The organism is Candidatus Pelagibacter sp. PS_17 (assembly GCF_059417945.1).
Window position 1 is genome coordinate 1,163,702 of the sequence record NZ_CM182073.1, and the last position, 19,024, is coordinate 1,182,725.

The 19,024-nt window shown below is 31.0% G+C and carries 18 protein-coding genes; 9 read left to right on the forward strand and 9 right to left on the reverse strand.

Features of this window, described 5'->3' with window-relative positions; genetic code table 11:
• The first annotated feature begins 14 nt into the window (after nt 1-14).
• From rplU to AC5SML_RS06220, 9 genes are read left to right on the forward strand one after another with little or no spacing between them, the layout of a single operon-like run.
• Nucleotides 15-419 carry a 50S ribosomal protein L21 gene (rplU, locus tag AC5SML_RS06180; protein WP_006997690.1) on the forward strand — a complete coding sequence of 135 codons (405 nt, stop codon included), beginning with the start codon at nt 15-17 and terminating at the stop codon, nt 417-419.
• 12 nt (nt 420-431) lie between these two features.
• Nucleotides 432-686, forward strand: coding sequence for a 50S ribosomal protein L27 (gene rpmA / locus AC5SML_RS06185; RefSeq protein ID WP_006997689.1), 255 nt, complete (start codon nt 432-434; stop codon nt 684-686).
• 30 nt (nt 687-716) lie between these two features.
• Entirely contained in the window at nt 717-1,700 is a 984-nt protein-coding gene (gene cgtA / locus AC5SML_RS06190) for an Obg family GTPase CgtA (RefSeq protein WP_006997688.1), read from the forward strand.
• Nucleotides 1,690-2,796, forward strand: coding sequence for a glutamate 5-kinase (gene proB, locus AC5SML_RS06195; RefSeq protein WP_018413609.1), 1,107 nt, complete (start codon nt 1,690-1,692; stop codon nt 2,794-2,796). The genes cgtA and proB overlap by 11 nt, the downstream gene beginning before the upstream one ends.
• Nucleotide 2,797: 1 nt before the next feature.
• The gene (locus AC5SML_RS06200) at nt 2,798-4,048 is read left to right on the forward strand and encodes a glutamate-5-semialdehyde dehydrogenase (RefSeq protein ID WP_494617072.1); all 1,251 of its coding nucleotides are present in this window, start codon (nt 2,798-2,800) and stop codon (nt 4,046-4,048) included.
• The gene (gene nadD, locus AC5SML_RS06205) at nt 4,029-4,571 is read left to right on the forward strand and encodes a nicotinate (nicotinamide) nucleotide adenylyltransferase (RefSeq protein ID WP_006997685.1); all 543 of its coding nucleotides are present in this window, start codon (nt 4,029-4,031) and stop codon (nt 4,569-4,571) included. Before AC5SML_RS06200 ends, nadD begins: the two co-directional genes overlap by 20 nt.
• A 17-nt stretch (nt 4,572-4,588) precedes the next feature.
• Entirely contained in the window at nt 4,589-4,939 is a 351-nt protein-coding gene (rsfS, locus tag AC5SML_RS06210) for a ribosome silencing factor (RefSeq protein ID WP_006997684.1), read from the forward strand.
• Nucleotides 4,936-6,075 (forward strand): S41 family peptidase, encoded by a 1,140-nt coding sequence (locus AC5SML_RS06215; protein WP_494617073.1) that lies wholly within the window; start codon nt 4,936-4,938, stop codon nt 6,073-6,075. The genes rsfS and AC5SML_RS06215 overlap by 4 nt, the downstream gene beginning before the upstream one ends.
• The gene (locus AC5SML_RS06220) at nt 6,076-6,552 is read left to right on the forward strand and encodes an RNA pyrophosphohydrolase (protein ID WP_020168880.1); all 477 of its coding nucleotides are present in this window, start codon (nt 6,076-6,078) and stop codon (nt 6,550-6,552) included.
• Here the strand turns inward: AC5SML_RS06220 and atpC are convergent.
• The 9 genes from atpC to AC5SML_RS06265 form a co-directional block, all read right to left on the reverse strand.
• The gene (atpC, locus tag AC5SML_RS06225; RefSeq protein WP_018413613.1) at nt 6,545-6,937 is read right to left on the reverse strand and encodes an ATP synthase F1 subunit epsilon; all 393 of its coding nucleotides are present in this window, start codon (nt 6,935-6,937) and stop codon (nt 6,545-6,547) included. The genes AC5SML_RS06220 and atpC overlap by 8 nt on opposite strands.
• A complete protein-coding gene (gene atpD / locus AC5SML_RS06230; protein WP_006997680.1) occupies nt 6,937-8,355 on the reverse strand; it encodes a F0F1 ATP synthase subunit beta in 1,419 nt (472 codons plus the stop codon). The genes atpC and atpD overlap by 1 nt, the downstream gene beginning before the upstream one ends.
• Nucleotides 8,356-8,357: 2 nt before the next feature.
• A complete protein-coding gene (locus AC5SML_RS06235; RefSeq protein ID WP_494598735.1) occupies nt 8,358-9,233 on the reverse strand; it encodes a F0F1 ATP synthase subunit gamma in 876 nt (291 codons plus the stop codon).
• 3 nt (nt 9,234-9,236) lie between these two features.
• Nucleotides 9,237-10,772 (reverse strand): F0F1 ATP synthase subunit alpha, encoded by a 1,536-nt coding sequence (gene atpA / locus AC5SML_RS06240; protein ID WP_006997678.1) that lies wholly within the window; start codon nt 10,770-10,772, stop codon nt 9,237-9,239.
• Nucleotides 10,773-11,330: an ATP synthase F1 subunit delta gene (gene atpH, locus AC5SML_RS06245; RefSeq protein WP_018413614.1), complete on the reverse strand. Its 558-nt coding sequence runs from the start codon at nt 11,328-11,330 to the stop codon at nt 10,773-10,775. It lies immediately after the preceding gene.
• Between the two features lie 110 nt (nt 11,331-11,440).
• Entirely contained in the window at nt 11,441-13,396 is a 1,956-nt protein-coding gene (gene priA, locus AC5SML_RS06250; RefSeq protein ID WP_494617075.1) for a replication restart helicase PriA, read from the reverse strand.
• A 22-nt stretch (nt 13,397-13,418) separates the two neighbouring features.
• Complete coding sequence (lpdA, locus tag AC5SML_RS06255) at nt 13,419-14,819, reverse strand: dihydrolipoyl dehydrogenase (protein ID WP_011281558.1); 1,401 nt, start codon at nt 14,817-14,819, stop codon at nt 13,419-13,421.
• Nucleotides 14,820-16,097, reverse strand: coding sequence for a 2-oxoglutarate dehydrogenase complex dihydrolipoyllysine-residue succinyltransferase (odhB, locus tag AC5SML_RS06260; protein ID WP_011281559.1), 1,278 nt, complete (start codon nt 16,095-16,097; stop codon nt 14,820-14,822).
• 2 nt (nt 16,098-16,099) lie between these two features.
• Nucleotides 16,100-19,003, reverse strand: coding sequence for a 2-oxoglutarate dehydrogenase E1 component (locus tag AC5SML_RS06265; protein ID WP_494617077.1), 2,904 nt, complete (start codon nt 19,001-19,003; stop codon nt 16,100-16,102).
• Between the last annotated feature and the right edge of the window lie 21 nt (nt 19,004-19,024).

Below are 19,024 nucleotides of genomic sequence, written 5' to 3' on the forward strand. Positions count from 1 at the left end.
AAACAGATTAAACAATGTCATACGCAATAATACAAACAGGTGGAAAACAGTATAAAGTTAAAGCTGGTGAAATCCTTAAAATTGAAAGATTAGAGGATTCTAAACCTGAAACTAAAATCGAATTTAAAGAAATCCTAGCTTATGGAGATGATAAAACTATTGAAGTTGGTTCTCCAGTAGTTGAAGGTGCAAAAGTTGAAGCCGACCTTGTAGAAAATGGTAAAAATAGAACTATTTTAATATTTAAAAAAAGAAGAAGACAGAATTCAAGAAGAAAAAATGGTCATAGACAACAGTATTCATTAATTAGAATTAGCAAAATTTTTTCAAAAGATGGTAAAGTTTTATCAGAAGCTGAGAAAATGGTAAAACCAACTAAAAAAGTTGAAAAAGTTGAGACTGAAGTAGCAAGCAAATAAATTAGGTAAATTATGGCAACAAAAAAAGCAGGTGGATCATCGAGAAACGGAAGAGATAGTGCCGGTCGTAGACTTGGCGTTAAAAAGTATGGTGGTGAAGTAGTAATTCCTGGAAACATAATTGTAAGACAAAGAGGCACAAAAATTTTTCCTGGTGAAAACGTGGGGATGGGTAAAGATCATTCAATTTTTTCTGTTGTTGAAGGAAAAGTTGTTTTCAAAAAGGGTAAATCAGATAGAACATTCGTTTCAGTAAAGCCCAATTAGTAGTACAACTAAAAAACTAAGAGTTGTATTATGAAGTTTCTAGATCAAGTTAAAATTTATGTAAAAGCAGGCAATGGAGGACATGGATCTCCTAGCTTCCGTAGAGAAAAATTTATTGAATACGGCGGACCTGATGGTGGCGATGGAGGTAAAGGTGGCACCATATATCTTAGGTCAGAAAGAAATTTAAATACTCTTATCGATTATAGATTTCAACAACACCATAAAGCAGGAAGAGGAGTTAATGGCTCTGGACAAAATCGTACAGGTCACAGTGGAGAAGATTTAATTTTAAAAGTTCCAATAGGTACGCAAGTTTTTGAAGAAGATAATAAAACCTTAATTTATGATTTTAAAAAAGAAGGTGAAGAATTTATTGTAGCTAATGGTGGTAAAGGTGGTCTAGGAAATACTCGATTTAAAAGTTCCACTAATAGAGCTCCCAAAAAATTTACTAAAGGTGCGCCTGGTGAAGAGTATGTAATCTGGCTTCAGTTAAAAACTATTGCTGATGTTGGTATTGTTGGACTACCTAATGCAGGTAAATCAAGCTTATTAGCTTCCATTACAAATGCGATGCCTAAAATTGCTAACTATAAATTTACAACATTAAATCCAAATCTTGGTGTTGCAAGTTATGATGATAAAGAAATAACTCTAGCTGATATTCCTGGATTGGTTGAAGGTGCGCACGAGGGTGTAGGTCTTGGTATTCAATTTTTAAAACACATAGAAAGATGCAAAACTTTAATGCATTTAATAGATATTACTGATGAGGACCTTGAAAATACGTATAAACAAGTTCGAAATGAGTTGGGGAGTTACAGTAAAGATTTACTAGAAAAAAAAGAGATAATTGTATTAAATAAGACAGACTTATTAGAAGAAGAAGAAGTGAAAGAAATTTTAAAAAATTTTTCTAAAAATAAAGATTCTGAGGTGGTTACACTCTCAACATTAGAAAAAGGCTCAATATCTAGAATTAAAGCTAAATTGCTCTCCTATGTATCTTAAAGATTCTAAAATAATTGTAATTAAGATTGGTTCATCCTTGTTAATAGATGACAAAAAAAAAGTAAGGAGAAAATGGCTCACTGAATTTGCTAAAGATATTCAGGAATTAATAAAACAGAATAAAAAAGTTATTATTGTAAGCTCTGGAGCAATAGCAATGGGTTGCAAAAAACTAAATATTAGCAAAAAAAACCTTAAGATTGATAAAAGTCAGGCTGTTGCTTCTATTGGGCAAATTGAACTAATGAACTTATTTTCAGAAACATTTGTTAAATTAAAAATTAATATTTCTCAAATTCTTCTCACTCTAGAAGATACAGAACAAAGAAGAAGAGCCCTTAACGCAAAAAGAACTTTTGATAATTTATTTAAACTGGGCTTTGTACCAATAGTAAATGAAAATGATACTATCGCTACTTCAGAGATTAAGTATGGTGATAATGACAGATTAGCATCTCGTGTTGCACAAATATCAGGTGCAGACTCCCTTATTTTGCTTTCTGATGTAGATGGTCTTTATACACATAATCCAAAAATATATAAAAATGCAAAATTAATAAAAGAAATAAGAAATATAGATAAAGATATAGAAAAAATAGCGACCAAAAGTATTAGTGAGCATGGTACGGGTGGCATGAAAACTAAAATAGATGCTGCTAAAATCTGTCAATTATCAGGATGCCAGATGGTAATAGCAAATGGCTTAATAAACCGACCTATTAAAAAAATAACTGAAGAGAATAATTGTACATGGTTTTTGCCTAAGGTTTCAAAATTAGATGCTAGAAAAAAATGGATTATCAGCTCTGTTTCACCTAAAGGTGCGCTGATTATTGATGATGGTGCGAAACAAGCACTTTCAAATGGTAAAAGTTTATTAGCAGCAGGAATAAAAAAAGTATCTGGGCGATTTAGTAAAGGAGATCATATTAAAGTTTTAGATAAAAATAATTACGAATGTGCAAGAGGACTTAGCTCTTTTTCATCTAATGAAATAGAAAAAATAATGGGTCACCACTCGAAAGAAATAGAAAAATTACTAGGATATATTTCCAAATCAGAAGTAATTCATAAAGATGATATAGTAGAGGTATAGAATGAGCAGATATATGAGATTAATAGGTCAAAATGCAAGAAAGGCATCACTTGATAAAGTTAATTCAAAAACTAAAAATAAAGTTTTAAAAAAATATGCTTTCTTATTAGGCAAAGAAAAAAAATCTATATTTAAAGCTAATCAAAAAGATATTCAATTTGCTCTAAACAAGGGCCTAAAAAGCAATCTGATAGAAAGATTAACTATTGATGAAAAAAAGCTAATAGGCATAAAAAATTCTATAAATAAAATTGCTAAATTGAAAGATCCTGTTGATGCTACTTTAGAAAAATGGAGCAGACCAAATGGTTTAACAATTAGCAGAGTGTCTATACCTATTGGTGTTATAGGTGTTGTTTATGAAAGCAGACCCAACGTTACATCTGATGTTGCAAGTTTATGCTTTAAATCTGGAAATGCTGTAATTTTAAAGGGTGGCTCTGAAGCTATAAATACTAATAAAATTTTAGCAAAACTATTTCGAAAGTCGCTTAAGGAAACTAGAGTGAATGAAAACTTTATTCAATTTATAGACTCTAAAGACAGAAAAATGGTCGACTTTATGCTTTCAAAAATGAAAGATTATATTGATGTAATAATACCTCGTGGTGGAAAAAATTTAGTAAAAAGAGTTCAACAATTTTCTAACATCCCTATTATCGGTCACTTGGAAGGTCTTTGTCATACTTTTATTGATAAGGATGCCAATCTAAAGATGGCTACAAACGTTACCTATAATGCAAAGCTAAGAAACACTAGTATTTGTGGCGCTACTGAAACAATTTTGATGCATGAAAAAATTGTTAAGAAATTCTGTAACCCAATTTTAAAAAAGTTAGAAGAAAATAACTGCAAAATTTATGGAGATCGTTTTTTGGAAAAATATTACAAGGGAAAGATTTATCCAGCAAAAGAAAAGGATTGGTCTACTGAATATTTATCATCAACAGTGTCTGTAAAAACAGTTAAAGATTGTGACGACGCTATTAGCCATATTAACAAATATGGGACTATGCATACTGACTCTATCATTACTAAAAATAAAAAAACTGCAAATAAATTCTTAAAAAATGTTAAAAGTTCAATAGCAATGCATAACACATCTACTCAATTTGCTGATGGTGGTGAATTCGGTTTTGGTGGTGAGGTTGGCATTTCGACAAATACTTTGCCTCCAAGAGGACCTGTTGGATTAGGGCAGCTCGTTTCATACAAATACGAAATTATTAGTAATGGTAAAACCAGAAAATAACTTAAAACAAAAAAAGACAAAAATTGGAATCTTGGGGGGAACTTTTGATCCTGCTCACAAAGGTCATTTAGAAATTTCTAAACAGGCTAAAAAAATATTAGAATTAAAAAATATTATATGGGCAATTACTAAACAAAACCCATTTAAAAATACAAGTAAAACAGATCTAAAAAATAGAATAAAATTTGCAAAAAAAATTATTGGTAAAAATAATTTTATTAAAGTAAAATTTTATGAGGAAAAAGTTCTCTCCAATAAAACAATTGACCTCATCAATTACTTAAATAAAGATAAAAAATTTGAGATCTATTTTATTATGGGTGCTGACAATCTAATCAATTTTCATAAATGGTATAAATGGAAATCCATTATAAAAAAATGCAATCTACTTGTATTTGATCGACAGGGATATAAAGCTAAATCGCTAAAGTCTGTGACCTATAATGGTGTAAATAAAAATAGATTATCTTTTATTAATTTTAAAAAGGTTAATATTTCATCTTCTCAATTAAGAAAAATTTGATAAGGTTAAATAAATTAATGGAAAAAAACATAGACCTTAAAGATTTAATCCTAAAAACCCTAGATTCTAATAAAGCCCTAGATATTATTTCAATAGATCTTAAAAATAAAAGTTCAATGGCTGACTATATGATTATAGCAAGTGGAACTTCTTCTAGACATATTCAAGCTTTATCTGAAATGGTGCTAGAAAAATTAAAGACCAATGGAATAAAAAATTCTAAAATTGAAGGAAAAGAAAGTGGTGATTGGAAATTAGTTGATGGTATAGATTTGATTGTTCATATATTTCATCCCGATAAAAGAAAATTTTATGAATTAGAAAAAATATGGTCAGAAATCATTCCTAAAGAAAAAGTGATGATATGATTTTGACTAAAAGATTTTTTCTTTTTTTTATAATACTATTATTTACTTTTCAAAAAAGTTTTTCTGAAAACACCGACTTATATAAAAAAATTGATTTGTTTGGTGAGGTTCTTGAGAAAATTAGCAAAGAATACGTTGATGAAGTTGATCAATCAAAAAGTATGGACTCAGCCATAAATGGTTTATTGCAATCTCTTGATCCCTATTCCGCATATATGACACCTGAAAGTTTTGAGGGTATGCAAACTGAAACTAGTGGAGAGTTTGGTGGGCTTGGTATTGAAGTTGGAATGGAAGCAGGTGTTGTAAAAGTAATATCACCAATAGATAATACTCCAGCATCAAAAGCAGGATTAAAAGCTGGTGATTATATTGTAAAAATTAATAATACCCAGGTCCAAGGCAAAACATTAATGCAAGCAGTAGACTTAATGAGGGGACCTGTTGGATCAAGTATTGAAATAACAGTTAGAAGAAGAGGTGTAAAAAAAGCATTAATTTTTAATATAACGAGAGAAGTTATTCAGGTTCAGTCTGTAAAATCTGAACTTATAGATAATAACATTGGCTATATAAGATTAACTTCCTTTAACGAAAATAGCAGTGAACAAATTAAAGATAAAATTAATAAATTAAATAAAAAAAAAGATCTAAAGGGTTATATCTTAGATTTAAGAAACAACCCAGGTGGCTTGCTTTCTCAGGCAATTAAAATTTCAGACTTTTTTTTAGAAAATGGTGAGATTGTATCAACAAGAAGTCGACAAGCTTCAGAGAATAGAAAATGGTTTGCTAAAAAAGGTGATCTAACAAATGGTAAAACACTAATTATACTTATTAACTATGGATCAGCTTCAGCATCGGAAATAGTAGCTGGTGCATTAAAAGATCATAAAAGAGCTATTATACTTGGAGAAAATAGTTATGGAAAAGGTTCTGTGCAATCAATAATCCCTTTGAAAAATAGAGGTGCTATTAGATTAACAATTGCAAAATATTATCTCCCTTCAGGAAAATCTATTTCTGAAGTAGGTGTAACACCTGATATAGAAGTTGCAGAAGGTTCGGATGATTTTAAATTTAACTCTGAAACTGATAATCAATTGAATTTTGCAATAAAACTATTCAACGGATAAATGCCAGATAGTAAAGTGAATTTACCTCTTAGAAGTGGGGTTGGAATTGTTGTCCTGAACAAAGATAATAAAGTTTTTGTTGCAAAAAGGATTGATAATCAAAAAAATTTTTGGCAGATGCCCCAAGGTGGTGTTGATAAGGGTGAGGACTATTTAACTGCTGCTTACAGAGAGCTAGAAGAAGAAACTAGTATAAAAAATGTTGAACTAATCAAAGAATGTGATGGATTAATCTCTTATGAATTACCAAAAAACTTACTAGGTATAATTTGGAAAGGTAAATATAGAGGTCAGGAACAAAAGTGGTTTATAATGAGATTTTTAGGACAAGATAATGAGATTGATATTAAAACTAAACACCCTGAATTTTGTGAATGGAAATGGATTGATCTAGAAAATATAACTGACCTAGTTGTAGACTTTAAGCTACATGTGTACAAAGATGTTAAAGAAAAAGTAAAAGAAATTCTTAATTAAGAGTTTTTAGCACATCAATTTTTTGATCAACTAAGTATTTATTTTGATCTGTAATGTCACTATTTTTTGAATTTTCTTCTGCTTGAGCAAGTAGTTCACTAATTTTATCTTTATCAATATCTTTAATATTAAAAATAGAACTTGTTAGAACTGATAAATTATTATTCTTAAATTCAACAATTCCATCCTCAACATAGTAATTATCCTCACCTGATTTAGAAAAGATTTTAATAATCCCTGGCTTTAGAAATGAAATAATTGAGATATGGTCCTTTAAAATCCCCATTTCTCCCTCAAAAGCAGGTACAACAACTTCTGTTACATCTTCTTTTGAAAGAAAAGATTTTTCTGGGTTTACAATTTCTATTTTGAACTCTTCACTCATTATGCAGCAGCATCTTTCGCCATTTTTTCTGCTTTTTCTACAGCTTCTTCAATTGTGCCCACCATATAAAATGCAGCTTCCGGTAAATGATCATACTCACCATTACATATTGCAGCAAAACCTTTAATTGTAGATTCTAAATCTACTAATTTTCCTGGAGAACCAGTAAAGACTTCAGCAACAAAGAAAGGTTGTGATAAAAATCTTTGTATTTTACGCGCTCTAGCTACTGTTAATTTATCTTCTTCAGATAATTCATCCATTCCTAAAATTGCAATAATATCTTGCAGAGATTTGTAAGTTTGAAGAATTTTTTGCACTTCTCTTGCAACTCTGTAATGCTCATCACCAACTATTCTAGGATCTAAAATTCTAGAAGTAGAATCTAGAGGATCAACTGCTGGATAAATTCCAATTTCAGCTATCTGTCTCGATAATACAGTTGTTGCATCTAAGTGAGCAAAAGATGTAGCAGGTGCCGGGTCAGTTAAATCATCTGCTGGTACATAAATCGCTTGTACAGATGTAATAGAACCCTTGTTAGTAGTCGTAATTCTTTCTTGAAGATTACCCATGTCAGTTGCAAGTGTAGGCTGATATCCCACTGCTGAAGGAATTCTTCCTAATAGTGCAGAAACTTCAGAGCCTGCTTGAGTAAATCTAAAGATATTATCAACGAAGAATAATACGTCTTGTCCTTCTTGATCTCTAAAATATTCAGCCACAGTTAAACCTGTTAAGGCAACTCTTGCTCTAGCTCCTGGGGGTTCATTCATTTGACCATACACTAGTGCAGCTTTTGATCCTGGACCTTCTGGCTTAATAACACCTGAATCTATCATTTCGTGATAAAGGTCATTTCCTTCTCTAGTTCTTTCTCCAACACCAGCAAACACAGAAAATCCACCATGAGCTTTTGCTACGTTGTTAATTAATTCCATAATAAGTACTGTCTTACCAACACCCGCACCACCAAATAAACCAATTTTTCCTCCTTTGGCGTACGGTGCTAATAGATCAACTACTTTAATTCCTGTAACTAGAATTTCTGTCTCTGTTGACTGATCACTAAATTCAGGTGCAGCTCTATGAATTGGCCATTTCTCTTTTGTTTTAACTTCACCTTTTTCATCGATAGGTTCACCTATTACATTTATAATTCTTCCTAAAGTTTCTGGACCAACTGGAACTTGTATAGGAGCACCTGTTGCAGTTACTTCGTCTCCTCTTTTTAGTCCTTCAGTAGCATCCATTGCAATTGTTCTAACACTTGACTCACCAAGGTGCTGAGCAACTTCTAAAACTAATCTGTTGTCTCCATTTTTACATTCTAATGCTGATAAAATTTCTGGTAGTTCTCCATCAAATTTTACGTCTACTACTGCTCCAATGATCTGTGTGATTTTTCCTTTGCTCATAATTATAAACTTTCCGCTCCTGATATGATTTCAATTAGTTCTTTTGTAATAGCTGCTTGACGACTTCTATTATACTCAATAGTTAGCTTGTCAACCATTTCACCTGCGTTACGGGTTGCATTGTCCATTGCACTCATTCTTGAGCCCTGTTCGCTAGCTGAATTTTCTAACATCGCTTTAAAAATCTGAGTAGATATATTTTTAGGCAATAAGTTGCTTAAAATTTCATCTTCGTCTGGTTCAAATTCATAATTATCCTCAGAAGAATTTTCTTCTGCTTCAGATGTTTTTAAAGGAATTATTTGTTGTTCTTGAGGTATCTGAGTGATTACATTTTTAAATTTATTATAAAAAATTGTACACACATCAAATTCTTCTTTTTCAAAGTTTTCAATTATCATTTTTCCCACTTTTTCAGCATCTAGATAGTTGATAGTTTTTGAATCTTTAAAAGACATTCTCTCTACGATATCATCTTTATAAACTCTTTTTAATTGATCATACCCTTTAGATCCAACGGTTATAATTTTTAAAGTTTTTCCCTCATCAGATATTTTTTGAAAATATGTTTTGGCTTTTTTAATAATATTTGTATTAAAACCACCACATAGACCACGATCAGATGTTAACACAATACATAAATGAACCTTATCTTCTCCTGTTCCTGAAAGAAGCTTAGGAGCATTTTCCTTATCAGAAATGCCACTAGATAAATTAAGAATAATGTTATTCATTTTTTCAGAATAAGGTCTTCCCTTTTCAGCATTTTCCTGCGCTCTTCTAAGTTTAGCCGCCGCAACCATTTTCATGGCTTTGGTAATTTTTTGTGTAGACTTTACACTCGCTATTCTTTTTTTTAAGTCGTCTAGTGTTGCCATATTTTAAGAATTAAAGTTCTTCTTAAGTTCCATGATAGTATCAACTAATGATTTTTCAGTATCTTCTTCAAGCTTACCTGAACTTAAAACAGATTCTAAAATTTCTGGTTTTTCAGATTTACATTTTTCAATAATCTTAGATTCGAACTCAGCAATATCTTTAAGTTCCACATCATCCAAATAACCTTTAACTCCACAGAAAACTGAAATTACTTGTTCAGCAACTGTCATAGGGGAATATTGTTTTTGTTTTAAAAGTTCAGTTAGTTTTGAACCTCTATTTAAAAGTTTTTGTGTAGATGCATCTAAATCAGATCCAAATTGTGCAAAGGCAGCCATCTCTCTATATTGAGCAAGCTCTAGCTTCATTGAACCAGAAACTTTTTTCATTGCTTTTGTTTGTGCTGCAGATCCAACTCTAGAAACTGATAGACCTACGTTAATCGCTGGTCTAATTCCTTGGTTAAATAATTCTGTTTCAAGAAATATTTGACCATCCGTAATTGAAATAACGTTAGTTGGAATAAAAGCAGATACGTCTCCACCTTGCGTTTCAATTATAGGAAGAGCGGTTAACGAACCTCCACCATGCTCATCACTAAGCTTGGCTGCTCTCTCAAGTAATCTGCTGTGTAAATAAAATACATCTCCCGGATAAGCTTCTCTTCCTGGAGGTCTTCTTAATAAAAGTGACATTTGTCTATAAGCTACAGCCTGTTTAGATAAATCGTCATAAATGATTAATGCATGCATACCATTATCTCTATAATATTCACCCATAGTACAGCCTGTATATGGTGCTAAAAACTGAAGCGGCGCTGCATCTGAAGCAGTAGCAGCAACAATTGTTGTATATTCCATTGCACCAGCTTCTTCTAAAGTTTTTTGAATTTGTCTAACGGTAGATCTTTTTTGACCTATAGCAACATAGATACAATAAAGTTTTTGCTTCTCATCACCAGATTCATTTATTTTTTTCTGGTTAATGATCGCATCGATAGCAACTGCAGTTTTTCCAGTTTGTCTATCCCCAATAATTAATTCACGCTGTCCTCTTCCAACTGGAACTAGACTGTCAATTGATTTTAAGCCTGTTTGCATTGGTTCACTAACAGATTGTCTTGGAATAATTCCAGGAGCTTTTACTTCAACTCTACTTCTTTTAGTTGCTTTATCTAAAGCACCTTTGCCATCAATTGGATTTCCTAATCCATCAACAACTCTTCCTAATAATTCTTTTCCAACAGGTGTATCAACAATACTTCCTGTTCTTTTAACAACGTCACCTTCTTTAATTTTTCTATCGTCTCCAAAAATTACAACTCCAACATTTTCACTTTCTAAGTTTAGAGCCATTCCTTTTGATCCATCAGAAAATTCTACCATCTCTCCAGCTTGAACATTGTCTAATCCGTACACTCTAGCAATACCATCTCCTACTGACAAAACTTGACCAACCTCAGTCACTTCTGCTTTATCGCCAAATTTTTTAATTTGCTCTTTTAATATCTTTGTTACTTCTGATGGGTTTATATCCATTTATGCCTCTATCATCCTATTTTCGATTTGTTGTAATTTATTTTTAATGGAAGTGTCCACCATTGTGCTTCCGACTTGCACAATCAAACCCCCAATTAAACTTGCATCGTGTTTGTAGTTTAATTTTATTTTTGAACTAAAGTTTTTAGTCAATTCTTCTTTTATATTGTTAATTTCATTTTCAGTAAGATCTTTTGCAGAAGTTAATTCTGCTTTTAATTCACCTCTTTTAACTGAACATGTCTCAACAAAGCTTTTTAGAATTTTATCCACATAAAAGAATCTTCTTTTAGATATTAGAAAGCTTAAAAATTTAGTTAATAATTCATTTAATTTATATTGTTCTGAAATTTTACTTAGAGCATTTAATTGGTCTTCTTTGTTATTCGTTGGATCCTTGATTAAAGATTTAAAATCTTCACTTGAAGTAATTAAATTAATAATTGAAGCAGAATGAACCTCGATCTCACTTAAATTATTAGCTTCTACAGCTAATTCATAAAGTGCCAGGGAATATCTACCTGCTGATGTTTCAGAAAAACCTTTATTTTTGCTCAATTTATTGTTCCTTATAAATATTAGAAGATTTATTAAAATTTTGTTTTAATTAACATATGACTCCTAGCTCTTCAAGTCACACATTGTCTAAAAGTCTTGTTTTTTCTTTGTTAATTGAAGTTTATTGGGTCAACATCAACCGTTAGTTTCATTCCAGCTGGAAATTTGAATTTTTCAATGACTTTTGAAAGGGAATTTTGAACCTTGAGAGATTTTCGACCCCTGATCAAAAGTCTTACTCTAAACCTTCTTTTTAATCTAAATATAGGTGCATTTACAGGACCAAGCACTCTACCATCAACAGCACTTTCTATAAAACTTTTAAATTTATAAGCCTCTTTTTCTAGTTCTCTTTCATTATTACCGGTAATTATTAAGGCAATAAATCTTTGAAACGGTGGAAGGTTATTTTCCCTTCTAATTTCAAGTTCTTTATCTAAAAAAATATCAGGATCTTTATTGGTAATGTCTGTTATCATTTTGGTATTTAAATTATAAGTTTGAAAATAAACAGTTGCTGGCTTTCCTGTTCTTCCTGCTCTACCTGAAAGTTGATGATATAATTGTAAATTCTTTTCAGCACCTCTTAGGTCGTGACCTTGTGATGATAAATCGATATCAACAACAACAATACAATTTAAACTTGGAAAGTGAAATCCTTTAGAAATTAATTGAGTTCCAATTAAAATTTGAATTTTATTATCTATAATTTTTTCTAAAATATCTGCTGAACTTTTTTTATTCATTGTATCGCTAGAAAATATAGTTGTTTCCTTGGTGGGAAAAATTTTTTTTACTTCTTCTGATATCCTTTCAACTCCAGGCCCACTAAAAATAAAATCACATTTTCCTTCTTTTGAGCAGTCCCTATTTAGTAAAGTTTTGTATCCACAGTAATGACATAATAAATTTTGTTTGTTTTTGTGATAAACCAAATTTATTGAACAATTTGGACATGAATAACTAGTAAAACATTTTTTACATAATACATGAGGTGAAAATCCTCTTCTATTTAAAAAAAATAATACTTGATCTTTTTTTTCAAGATGAAATTTTACTTTCTCAATTGTTTCTCTAGATATCCAGGATTGTGATTCTAACTTTGAATTATTAAGATTAATTATTTCATATTTTGGTAAAGATGCATTTAAATATCTTTGATCAAGTTTTGATAAGCTATATTTGCCTTTTTTAATATTGTCATATGTTTCAATAGAGGGTACGGCTGTTATTAAATTGATTGGAATATTTTCAAAGGATGCCCTAGAAATTGCCATATCTCTTGCATTATAAGTTACTCCCTCATCTTGCTTATAAGATTGATCATGTTCTTCATCAACAATGATTAATCCTAGTTTTTTAAAAGGTAAAAATAATGAAGATCGAGCACCAATTACAACTTTAATTTTATCATTTGCTATTCCACTCCAAATAATTTCTTTATTTTTTTTTGTAATTCCTGAGTGCCACACAGCAGGCTTGAAACCAAAAAATTCTATAAATTTATTTTGAAATTGTCCTGTTAATCCGATTTCTGGTAATAGAATTAAACCCTGAAAACCCTTATTAATTATCTCTTTTAAAGCCTCAAAATAGACCATTGTTTTACCTGAGCCTGTAGTGCCTTGTAAAACATGAACTCTAAATTTTTGATTTAATACATTCATTTTTTTTAATGAATCTTTTTGCTCTTTAGAAAGTTTTATTTCATTTTCTTTGATGTCTATTTTGAATTGCTCATAAGCTTCAATTGGTAACTTTTCTATGGCGCCACTACTTAATAATAACAATTTTAATGCCATGCCTTTAGGAGTCATATTGTATTCAGAAAACCAATTTAAGAATTTAATTGTATTTTTCTTTAAGGGTGGAACATCTAATTTTCTTAAAACCTTTTTAATAGCAAAATTTTTGTTTGTTTTTTTTTCAAAATCATCCCATACAACTCCAGTCACCTCTGACTTGCCAAAAGGCACTACCACGTAGTCTCCAACCTTTAAATTTAAATCTGAATTATAGGTAAATGGATGATTAAAAATATTTGGTATAAGAATCGGTACTTTCATATTTTTATAATATGAAAATACTTTAAGAGTGTATTGCTCTTTTATCTACTGATAAAGCTGCTTCTTTTACAGCTTCTGAGAATGTTGGATGCGCATGACACGTTCTTGCAATATCCTCAGCGCTAGCACCAAACTCCATTGCTACTCCAATTTCTCCAATTAATTCACCTGCATGAGGTCCAATAATATGTGCTCCTAAAACTCTATCTGTTTTTTCATCAGCTAAGATTTTCACAAAACCTTCTGCTTCATCAATTGCTTTAGCTCTTGAATTTGCCATAAATGAAAATTTACCAATTTTATATTTAGTATTTGCTTCTTTTAATTGTTCTTCTGTTTTCCCAATTGAAGCAACCTCTGGTGTTGTATAAACAACTCCAGGAATAATATCATAATTAACATGTCCTGATTGTCCTGCAATATTTTCTGCAACTGCAATACCTTCGTCCTCAGCTTTGTGAGCAAGCATCGGTCCATCAATTACATCTCCAATAGCATATACATTCTTAACATTTGTTTGAAATGTTTTGTCAGTTTTAATTCTTTTCTTTTCATCTAATTCAACACCAATTGCTTCTAAATTTAAGTTAGTTGTATTAGGTTTTCTACCAACAGATATAAGAACTACATCACAATCAAAATCTGCTTTTTTTCCATCTTTATCTGATGTTGAAACTATAGCACCATTAGCATTTTTTTTAATTCCTTCTACTTTTGTCTGCATATGAAAATTAATTCCTTGTTTCTTTAATATTTTCATAAACTCTGTAGATATTTCTCTATCCATACTAGGAGTAATATGCTCTAAAAATTCAACCACATGAACCTCAGCACCTAATCTAGACCAAACAGATCCCATCTCCAACCCTATATAACCACCACCAACTACAACCATTTTTTTTGGCACAGTTTCTAAAGTTAATGCTCCTGTTGAAGATACAATTATTTTTTCATCAAATTCAATACCTGGTAATGCAACTGGAACTGACCCGGTGCTAATAACTGTTTTATCTGTTTCAATTATAGTTTCTTTTTTTTGATCATCTAATATTGAAATTTTATTTGCAGATTTAAAGCTTCCTGTACCCTTAAAGTAAGTGACTTTATTTTTCTTAAATAAAAATTCTACACCTTTAGTCAAAATTGTTACTGCTTTATCCTTATTTTGCATCATTTTTTGAAGATTAAGTTTTACCTCACCCACTTCTATGCCAAGTTTAGAAAAATTTTGTGCCTTATGATAATTTTCAGAAATATTTAATAAATTTTTAGAAGGTATGCACCCTACATTTAAACAGGTTCCACCTAACGAACCTCTTGATTCTATACATGCGGTTTTAAGTCCTAATTGTGCTAATCTTATCGCACACACATAGCCTCCTGGACCACCACCTATTACTACTGCTTGAAATTTATCTGACATTTAAATATTTAAAAATAACCTTCTTGGATCCTCTAAATTTTCTTTAACCATTTTTAAGAATGATACTGACTCTTTTCCATCTATAATTCTGTGATCATAAGATAAGGCAAGATACATAATAGGTCTAATTTTAATCTCACCATCAACTACCATTGGTCTTTCGACTATATTATGCATACCTAATACACCAGATTGAGGTAAGTTTAATATTGGAGTAGATAACATTGAACCATACACTCCACCATTACTAATTGTAAAAGTTCCACCCTGAAGGTCTTCTATGGTTATTTTTCCATCTCTCGCTTTTTCAGAAATAGTTTTAATATTTTTTTCAATATCAGCAAATGACAATTGATCTGCATCCCTTAATACTGGTACTACTAATCCTTTTTCAGTTCCTACTGCAAAACTCATATTATAATAATTTTTATAAATAATTTCATCTCCATCAATTTCAGCATTAACTGATGGATACATTTTTAGTGCAGCAACACATGCTTTTACAAAAAATGACATGAACCCTAATTTAATTCCGTATCTGCTTTGGAAATCTTCCTGGTTCTCTTTTCTCATTTCCATTATGCCAGTCATATCAACTTCATTGAAAGTTGTTAATAATGCTGCATTTTCTTGTGCTTGTTTTAATCTTTTTGCAATTGTTTGTCTAAGCCTAGACATTTTAATTCTCTCTTCTTGACCGTATTTAATTTTTCTTTCTGATGGTTGAGGGTTCTCTCCCATCATACTAATTAGGTCACCTTTAAGAACTCTACCCTCTTTACCAGAGCCACTAACTTTTTTTAAATCAATTTTATTTTCAACTACAATTTTTCTTACTGCTGGTGAAAGTATTTCATTATTATTATTTGAAGAATTAGTTTTCTCCTCTTTAACCTCATTGGTTAATACCAATGGCTCTTCCTCTTCAGGTTCTTTAAGAACTTTAGGAGCTTCTTTTTTAATTTCTAAATTAACTACATTATTTTCTGTTTTCTTAGGTTCAATTTTTGTAATTATCTTTTTTTCAGATGGTTGAGCTCCATTTTGACTTATCATACCAAGAAGAGCACCTACTTCGACTGTTTCTCCATCTTTAGAATTTATTTCGGACAAAACCCCATCAATTGGAGATGGTACTTCTAAATTAACTTTATCAGTTTCTAATTCTACAATTGCCTCATCAGCTACCACTGTATCGCCTTCTTTCTTAAGCCACTTAGCAACTGTCGCTTCAGTAATGCTTTCTCCGAGAACTGGTACTAAAATTTTTTCACTCATTTTTATTCAAAAACCTTGTTAATAATTTCTTGCTGTTGTGAAATATGTCTTTTTGCAAACCCTGTAGCTGGAGACGCGTCTGGACTTCTTCCTATATAAGAAATTTCCTTATTATTAGCGTTAATAGTTTCTAATGTCCATTGTATATAATCTCTTACAGAAAACCATGCTCCCATATTTTTTGGTTCTTCCTGGCACCAATAAAATTTAGCATTTTTTGCATACTTTTTGATTTCTCTAACTAAACTTTTAACTGGAAAAGGATAAAGTTGTTCAACTCTGTACAACACTACATCGTCTTTCTTAAGTTTTTCTCTCGCTTCTAGTAGATCAAAATAAACTTTTCCTGAACATAAAATTACTTTTTTTATTTTTGAGCTTTCTTTTAATTTTATAAATCCATTTTCTTCATCTAGTGCGTGATCCCATAAGATTCTGTGAAAAAAAGTATCTTTATTAAAGTCTTCTATATTGGAAACACAATATTTATTTCTTAACAAAGATTTTGGTGTCATAATTATTAGAGGTTTTCTAAACTCTCTATGCATTTGACGTCTCAAAGCATGGTAATAATTTGCAGGTGTTGTGCAATTCAATACTTGTAAGTTATCATTTGCGCATAGTTGTAAAAATCTTTCTAGTCTTGCTGAAGAGTGTTCTGGTCCTTGGCCTTCATATCCATGAGGTAAAAGCATTACTAGCCCAGATGCTCTAGTCCATTTTCTTTCTCCTGATGCAATAAACTGATCAATAACTACTTGTGCTCCATTTGCAAAATCTCCAAATTGTGCTTCCCAAATAGTTAAAGTATTAGGTTCAACTAAACTATATCCATACTCAAAACCTAAAACTGCTAATTCTGATAAAAAACTATCAACTATTTCGTATCTCATTTGATTTTTTGAAATATTATTTAAAGGTATATATCTAGAGTTATCTTCTTGATTCCTCAAAACTGAATGTCTTTGACTAAATGTTCCTCTACCAGAATCTTGTCCAACTAATCTTACTGGATAACCTTCTTCTAACAATGATCCAAATGCTAGTGCTTCAGCGGTTGACCAGTCAATACCTTTTCCATTAGATACCGATGCTTTCCTAGCATCTAAAATTTTAACAATAGTTTTATGTAATTTTAATTTTTCTGGAGTTGCATTAATTTTTTCAGAAATTTCTAAAAGTTTTTGTTGATCATAGCCACTTACACCTCTTTTATCTTTTCCTTTTTCTGGTTTATATCTTGACCATGTTCCCTCATACCATTCTATTTTTGGTTTATAGTCTTTTGCATTTTTATATTGATCATCAAGCAAATTTTTAAAATCTGTTTTAAATTTACTTAACTCACTTTCTGAAAGTGTATTTTCATTTACTAATTTTTTCCCATACAGCTCAACTGGTGTGGGGTGAGACCTAATCTTTTTATACATCAATGGCTGTGTAAAAGAAGGTTCGTCTCCTTCATTATGTCCGAATCTTCTATAACAGATTAAATCAACCACTACGTCTCTATTAAATTTTAATCTAAATTCTGTTGCAATCCTTGTTGCATAAACAACTGCTTCTGGATCATCTCCATTCACATGAAGTATTGGAGCGTCTACCATTTTTGCAACATCAGATGGATATGGTGATGACCTTGCAAATCTTGGGCTTGTAGTAAAGCCTATTTGATTATTAACAATAATATGAATTGTACCACCTGTATTATGGCCTGGTAAACCAGACATGGCAAAACATTCAGCCACAACTCCTTGTCCAGCAAAGGCTGCATCTCCATGAATCAGAATTGGTATAACTTTATTTCTTTCTTTATCTTTGTGAAAAAATTGTTTTGCTCGAGTTTGTCCAAGTACCACAGGGTTGACTGCCTCTAAATGTGAAGGGTTATCTGTAAGACTAACATGCACAGAATTGCCATCAAACTCTCTATTTGATGATGCCCCTAGATGGTATTTTACATCTCCCGCACCTTCTTCCCCTAATGTTTGAATATCTCCTGCAAATTCATTAAATATTCTTTTGTAAGATTTTTGTAATACATTTGCTAATACATTGAGTCTTCCTCGATGGGACATACCAATTTTAACTTCTTTAACTTCAGCTTGCCCACCAATTTTAATTATTTGTTCTAGAGCAGGTATTAAACCTTCTCCCCCATCTAAACCAAATCTTTTTGTTCCCACATATTTTTTATGTAAAAATTTTTCAAAACCTTCTGCTTGAATTAGTTTCATTAAAATAGCTTCTTTACCATTTTTTGTAAATTGAAGAGAGTTCTCATCTTGCTCAATTCTATCTCTAAGCCATTTTCTTTCTGTTGGGTTTGATATGTGCATATATTCATAACCAATTGGACCACAGTAAGTTTTATTTAGGAAATTTAATATTTCTTTTATAGAAGAGTGTTCTTTATTAATTACGCCATCTAAATAAATTTTCTCATCATAATTTTCTTTTTTAAATCCATAATGCTCAGGATGAAGTTCATCTAGATATTCTGTTTCCATCATTCCTAGAGGATCAAGCTTAGCTAATAAATGTCCTCTTTGTCTATATGCTCTAATTAACGCAACAGCTCTAATTGAGTTAATATTGCTTTTGACTAAATCTTTTGAATTAACTTTTGCAATGTTGCCTTCATTAGAAAGTTTTTTTTCATCTTCTTCAATCCTTTTTTCAACTTCATCAATATCAATTTTTTTTTTTATATTCCATGATGGACCATTAATTTCTTTGGCAATCATACTTAAATCTTCACTCATACCCTCAAAATAATTTTGCCAGCTTTCAGGAAGATCTTTGTCTTTATTTATAAACTTTAAATACATTTGCTCTATAAATGCACTATTAGACTTGCTAAGAAATGAAGTTTTTTCGAATTCGAGATTTTTTGATGATGACATCTATTCTATTGATATAATATC